4 protein-coding genes are annotated in these 5,704 nt (G+C 65.5%); 3 read left to right on the top strand and 1 reads right to left on the bottom strand.

The window, feature by feature from the left end; genetic code table 11:
• Positions 1-107: 107 nt before the first annotated feature.
• Positions 108-2,456: a type II secretion system secretin GspD gene (gene gspD, locus AC27IQ_RS18100; protein ID WP_487090282.1), complete on the top strand. Its 2,349-nt coding sequence runs from the start codon at positions 108-110 to the stop codon at positions 2,454-2,456.
• 412 nt (positions 2,457-2,868) lie between these two features.
• Entirely contained in the window at positions 2,869-4,230 is a 1,362-nt protein-coding gene (locus tag AC27IQ_RS18095; protein WP_284410842.1) for a GspE/PulE family protein, read from the top strand.
• A gap of 173 nt (positions 4,231-4,403) precedes the next feature.
• On the opposite strand, the gene AC27IQ_RS18090 is transcribed toward AC27IQ_RS18095, so the two are convergent.
• Positions 4,404-4,889, bottom strand: coding sequence for a CZB domain-containing protein (locus AC27IQ_RS18090; protein ID WP_284429847.1), 486 nt, complete (start codon positions 4,887-4,889; stop codon positions 4,404-4,406).
• 214 nt (positions 4,890-5,103) lie between these two features.
• Between AC27IQ_RS18090 and AC27IQ_RS18085 the strand changes: the two genes are divergently transcribed.
• Positions 5,104-5,704 (top strand): MsnO8 family LLM class oxidoreductase (locus AC27IQ_RS18085; RefSeq protein ID WP_487090281.1); only part of this gene is annotated, 601 nt, incomplete at its 3' end.

Raw genomic sequence — 5,704 nt, 5'->3', positions numbered from 1 at the left:
GCGGAGGCCCACCGGCGGCCGCCGAGCGCGAGGCGCGCTGGCCAATCTCCTCAATATCATCGGGCGGCGCACCGGCGCGCGCTCCATCATCACCGTGGGTTGACCCTATGACTTCCTTGACTTCGCAACGCCTGCGGTTCGCACTCCACGCTTTGGCCGCAGGGGCCCTGCTGGCCTGCGCGGGCGGCACGCTCCAGGCCCAGACGGCCGTGGGCACCGGCACCAGCAGCGTGCGCGCCGGCGAGCCGGTCACGCTGAACTTCGCCAACGCCGAGATCGAGGCCGTGGCACGCACCATGGCCACCATCACCGGCCGCAACGTGGTGGTGGACCCGCGCGTGAAGGGCCAGCTCACCCTGGTGACCGAACGCGCGGTGACGCCCGCGGCCGCCTTCCAGCAATTCCTGGCCGCGCTGCGGCTGCAGGGCTTCACGGTGGTGGAGGCCGCGGGCCTGTACAAGGTCGTGCCCGAGGCGGATGCCAAGCTGCAGGCCGGCAGCGTGAACGTGTCGGAAAGCGGCCTCGGCGGCACGCGCGGCGGCGGGCAGATCGTCACGCAGATCTTCAAGCTCAACTTCGAGAACGCGGCCAACCTGGTGCCGGTGCTGCGCCCGCTCATCAGCCCCAACAACACGATCAACGTGAACCCCGGCAACAACTCGCTGGTGATCACCGACTACGCCGACAACCTGCAGCGCCTGGCGCGCATCGTGGCGGCCATGGATGTCTCCAACGCCAGCGACGTGGAAGTGATCCCGCTGCAGAACGCGCTGGCCACCGAACTGGCGCCGCTGGTGTCGCGCCTGCTGGAGGGCAGCGGCACGGCCGCCGGGGCCGTTCCGGCCGTGGCCCAGGGGCAGTCGGACACGTCGTTCCGCACCACGCTGCTGGCCGAGCCGCGCAGCAACTCGCTCATCCTGCGCGCGGCCAACCCGGCGCGCCTGGCGCTCGTGCGGTCGCTGGTGCAAAAGCTCGACCAGCCCGCCACGCCCGGCAGCAGCGCCGCGGGCGGCAACATCCATGTGGTGTACCTCAAGAACGCCGACGCCACCAAGCTTGCGGCCACGCTGCGCGCGGCGCTGTCGGCGGCCACGGGCAGCGGGTCTTCGGGCTCGGGCACCACCTCCAGCGCGCCCACCGGCTCGGGCCTGGGCTCGACCGGGCTGACGGGCGGCATGTCGCAGACCGGGGGCAGCAGCTCCATGAACAACAACTCCACGTTCGGCGGGAGCAGCAGCAGCGGTGGGCTGGGCAGCAACGCCAGCAGCGTGGGCAACTCGTCCAACAGCAACCAGCCTTCCACCGGCGGGCAGATCCAGGCCGACCCGACGACCAACTCGCTCATCATCTCGGCGCCCGAGCCGCAGTACCGGCAGCTGCGCGCGGTGATCGACCAGCTGGACGGCCGGCGTGCCCAGGTGCTGGTGGAAAGCCTGATCGTCGAAGTCGCCGCCAACAAGGTGGCCGAGTTCGGCATCCAGTGGCAGAGCGTGGTGGGCAACACGGGCAGCGGCACGGTGGGCGTGATCGGCACCAACTCCACGCAGGGCGGCGGCTCCAACATCATCAACCTCGCCCTGGCGGCGGCCAGCGGCAACTCGACCAGCATCGCCTCGGCGCTCACCTCCAGCGGCAGCAGCCTGGGCAACGGCCTGAACGTGGCCGTCGCGCCGCGCATCAACGGCAACTACTACCTGGGCGCGCTGGCCAACTTCCTGGAGAACACGGGCGATGCCAACGTGCTCTCCACCCCGAACCTGATGACGCTGGACAACGAAGAGGCCCAGATCATCATCGGCAACAACGTGCCGTTCGTGACCGGCTCCTACGCCAACAGCACCGGCAGCAGCACCGTCAACCCTTTCACAACCGTCGAGCGCAAGGACGTGGGTTTAGTCCTGCGTGTGCGACCTCAAATTAACGAGAATGGAACCGTAAAGCTTACGCTTTACCAAGAAATCTCCAAAATCTCTCCAGAATCGGTCGGGAATTCAAACGGCCCAAGCACAAGCAAGCGGTCTATAGAATCTACGGTTTTGGTAGATGATAATAATATCATCGTCTTAGGCGGACTTCTGGAAGACAGTTATTCACTGAAGCAAGATAAAGTTCCTCTGGCGGGAGATCTACCTTTTGTAGGCGGACTTTTCAGAAATGAGAGCCGTACTCGGCAGAAAACAAACTTAATGGTCTTTCTAAGACCCGTCATCATAAGAGACTCCGTCACTAACGCCAATTTGGTGACGGATCGATATGAAGCCCTACGCACACTGCAACAGCAAATGCAACCGAAACCAAGTGCAGTTATGCAAGGAGTTTCAGCGGCGCCGATACTCGCCCCACTTCAACCAATGGTACCCGCAAACAATTCCGATAGCCAAATAAACATCAAAGGAGGCTCACCAAGAGAAAATCAAAATCAACCATTTAATATTCAACAACAGGAGGTAAAATGAAGATACGCAATATATTTGCAGCATTGGTAGTCACTCTTGGGTCATCTGCATACGCTCAAGACTCGGTGGATTATGTCGTTTTTTGTGGGGCTGGCCAACCACCAGCAGGATGGGCACTGACATCGATCACGTACAAAGCATCTACTACACCTCGCTGTCAATCAAATTATATTTTTACTTGGGTAGATGCAAACAAATATCCTATTGGAAGTCAAATCACTGTGTGCGGCCTCACCAATTTACAAAATTGGTGGCCCATAAAGTACATTCCAAATAATCCTGGAGCATCAGCACCTTGCGCCGGGGCCGGTGCATATCGATATTTGATAGAGAAGAGAGGTTAATTAAAAAGGAAGTTCATAATAAGAGTTAATTTCCTAAAATGAACTTCCTATTAAATTAACTAACAAAAATGCGCCACCCGCTTCCCTACGCCTTCGCGCGCACCGCCCAGCTGCTGCTCGAGGACGACGGCCAGACCACCGTGCTGTGGCACGGCCCCGCGCCCGATGCCGGCGCCCTGTCGGAGGTGCTGCGCAAGTACGCCGTGCGCGAGCTCATGCCGCTGGATGCCCACGCGCTGGCGCAGCGCATCAGCGCGGCCTATTCGCAGGGCGAGTCGAGCGCGGCAACGGTGGTGAGCGAGGTCGAATCCGATGCCGACCTCTCGCGCATGATGCAGGAGCTGCCGGCGGTCGAAGACCTGCTGGAATCGGCCGGCGATGCGCCCATCATCCGCATGCTGAACGCGCTGCTCACGCAGGCCGCGCGCGACGGCGCGAGCGACATCCACATCGAGCCCTACGAGCGCCACTCCAGCGTGCGCTTTCGCGTGGACGGCACCCTGCGCGAGGTGGTGCAGCCCAACCGCGCACTGCACGCCGCGCTGATCTCGCGCCTGAAGATCATGGCCGACCTGGACATCTCGGAAAAGCGCCTGCCGCAGGACGGCCGCATCAGCCTGCGCCTGGGCACCCGCGCCATCGACGTGCGCGTGTCCACCCTGCCCAGCGCCCATGGCGAACGCGCCGTGCTGCGCCTCCTGGACAAGAGCGAGAGCAAGCTGAGCCTGGAGGCCGTGGGCATGCAGGGCAACACCCTGCGCCGCTTCGACAGCCTGATCCACCAGCCGCACGGCATCATCCTGGTGACCGGGCCCACGGGCTCGGGCAAGACCACCACGCTGTATGCCGCGCTCGGCCGCCTGGACGCGGCCAGCAGCAACATCATGACGGTGGAAGACCCCATCGAATACGAGCTGCCGGGCGTGGGCCAGACGCAGGTGAACGCCAAGATCGACCTCACCTTCGCCAAGGCCCTGCGCGCCATCCTGCGCCAGGACCCGGACGTGATCATGATCGGCGAAATCCGCGATTTCGAGACCGCGCAGATCGCCATCCAGGCCTCCCTCACCGGCCACTTGGTGCTGGCCACGCTGCACACCAACGACGCCGCCAGCGCCGTCACGCGGCTGACCGACATGGGCGTGGAGCCCTTCCTGCTGTCCAGCTCGCTGCTCGGCGTGCTGGCCCAGCGCCTGGTGCGCAAGCTCGATCCGTCCGACCCCAGCGGCTACCGCGGCCGCACGGGCGTGTTCGAGATGCTGGTGGTGGACGACACGCTGCGCGCGCAGATCCACAACCAGTCTTCCGAGGCCGACCTGCGCGCCACGGCCCTGGCCGGCGGCATGACGCTGATGCGCGACGACGGCGAGCGCCTGGTGCGCGCCGGCATCACCAGCCCCGAGGAAGTGCTGCGCGTTACGCGGGACTGAGCGGGCAGGCACGCCAGAAAGCGCCACGGCGCGAAGCATCGATCGCTATTATTTTAATAGCACGATGCCCTAGTACTGATTGCGCTGGCGGCCTATTCGGCCCCAATCGCCATCGGCGACCAGGGCAGGCCGGAGTCTGAAGGTGGCCGTGCCTGTCGCCGGGCCGCTTCGCTTCAGCGCCCCAGCCCGCGCTTGAGCTCCTTGAGCAGCAGCACCACCTGCTTGGACGCGTGCTGGCAACCCTTGAACGCCTGCTGCGCCAGTGCCATGTCGCCCGCCTCGGCGTGCCGCACCAGGTCCGCCGCCTGCTGGTGGAAATGGCGGTGGCGCCGCGCCATCATGTCGAAGGCCGGAAAGTGGCCCAGCGCGATGCGCCCGTCCCCCTGCAGCCACTGGCCCAGTTCCGAGCAGCCGTCGTCCTGGATCACCTCGGGCCGCAGCCGCTCGTCGCGCGCGCCCTGCAGCACCTGCTCCAGCCAAGGCAGCCAGCGCTCGTGGCTGGCGATGGCGGCGTCGATGTCGATCTCGGCCAGCAGCTTGGCGGCCTCCTCGCCCATCACCACCAGTTCGCTGGCGTTGCTGTCGGGCAGCGAGGTCCAGTCGTCTTCCACGGCCTTGCCATCCGCCCGCGGCGTGAACAAACGGCTGAAAAATCCCATGGCTTCCTGGTCCTGGTGCGTGCCCCGCTCGGCCACGCCGCGGACTGCGGCGATGCAGGGGACAGGGACGGCGGCGCCGTCATAGCCTGGGATTATCGACGCTGGCTCAGCCATCGCCAAACTTGGCATTCGCGGCGCCCCGCACGGCGCGCCTAGCACCGAACCGATGGCCGCGGGCGAGCACAGGTTTGGCCGGCGCCCCACAATCGTTTGCATGACCTCTACGCAACGCCCCACGCAACGATTCCCCGCTCTCTCCATGCTCGATCTGGTGGCCGTTCGCGAAGGCGGCACGGTGGCCGAGGCCCTGCAGATCGCCGTGCGCACCGCCCAGCATGCCGAATCGCTGGGCTTTTCGCGCTACTGGCTGGCCGAACACCACAACATGCCCGGCATCGCCAGCTCGGCCACCGCCGTGCTGGTCGGCCACATCGCCGGCGCCACGCAGCGCATCCGCGTCGGCTCGGGCGGCATCATGCTGCCCAACCATGCGCCGCTGGTGGTGGCCGAGGCCTTCGGCACGCTGGCCGAGCTGTACCCCGGCCGCATCGACCTGGGCCTGGGCCGCGCGCCCGGCACCGACGGCCCCACCATGCGCGCCCTGCGCCGCGACCGCGTGGAGACCGAGCAGGACTTTCCGCGCGACGTGGCCGAGCTGCAGCGCCTGCTGGGCCCCGTGCCAGGCCGGCCAGCGCCTCGTGGCCCATGCCCGGTGCCGGTACCGACGGTGCCCATCTGGCTGCTGGGCTCCAGCCTGTTCTCGGCCCAGCTCGCGGCAGAACGCGGCCTGCCCTACGCCTTCGCCTCGCACTTCG

The sequence above is a fragment of the Acidovorax sp. KPB24-07 genome (assembly GCF_057543315.1).
Note: the sequence above shows the minus strand (reverse complement) of the source record. Positions and strands in the feature narration are given on the sequence as shown.

Coding starts and splice junctions, on each gene's coding strand:
- gspD (WP_487090282.1), top strand. CDS start 108: ATGACTTCCTTGACTTCGCAACGCCTGCGGTTCGCACTCCACGCTTTG.
- AC27IQ_RS18090 (WP_284429847.1), bottom strand. CDS start 4,889: ATGGGATTTTTCAGCCGTTTGTTCACGCCGCGGGCGGATGGCAAGGCC.
- AC27IQ_RS18095 (WP_284410842.1), top strand. CDS start 2,869: ATGCGCCACCCGCTTCCCTACGCCTTCGCGCGCACCGCCCAGCTGCTG.